Here is a 490-nt window from a genome sequence, read left to right as displayed (position 1 = left end):
CTGTGCAGGTTACTTTATGCGTTCCGTTTCCATTGTCTGTGTATGTCCAGTGGTTGCCCATATGGTTGCACTCTGCTGCTCCGCAGATGCACTTGCCATCTGTGTATACACACTCTGCTGCTGCAGTTACTACCTCGTTACAATCTTTGCAGATTACTTTGTGGGTTCCGTTTCCATTGTCTACGTACTCCCAATTATTCTTCATGTGGTCGCAGCCCGGCTCTTTATGTCCGCACGGTCCGCATTTACCATTTACGTATACACAATCTGCTGCTGCAGTTACTACTGCTTCACAGTCTTCGCAAATTACTTTATGGGTTCCGTTTCCATTGTCTACATACTTCCAATTGTTGCCCATGTGGTCGCAGCTGTCTTCTTCTGCTCCACAGATGCATTTACCATCTGTGTATACACACTCTGTTGCTTCCGTCACCACTGTATCACAGTCTGCACAGATTGTTGCATGGGTTCCGTTTCCATTGTCTACGTA

General features: G+C 46.5%; 1 protein-coding gene. It reads right to left on the bottom strand.

Annotated features, from left to right (window positions below; all coding sequences use genetic code 11):
- The coding region (locus ACLU9Q_RS05370; RefSeq protein ID WP_412624712.1) for a hypothetical protein at window positions 1-490 on the bottom strand (490 nt) is incomplete at both ends.

Origin of the sequence: Marvinbryantia sp., assembly GCF_047017445.1 — a bacterium.
GTDB lineage: Bacteria > Bacillota > Clostridia > Lachnospirales > Lachnospiraceae > Marvinbryantia.
This window is presented reverse-complemented; position numbering and strand designations above follow the sequence as displayed.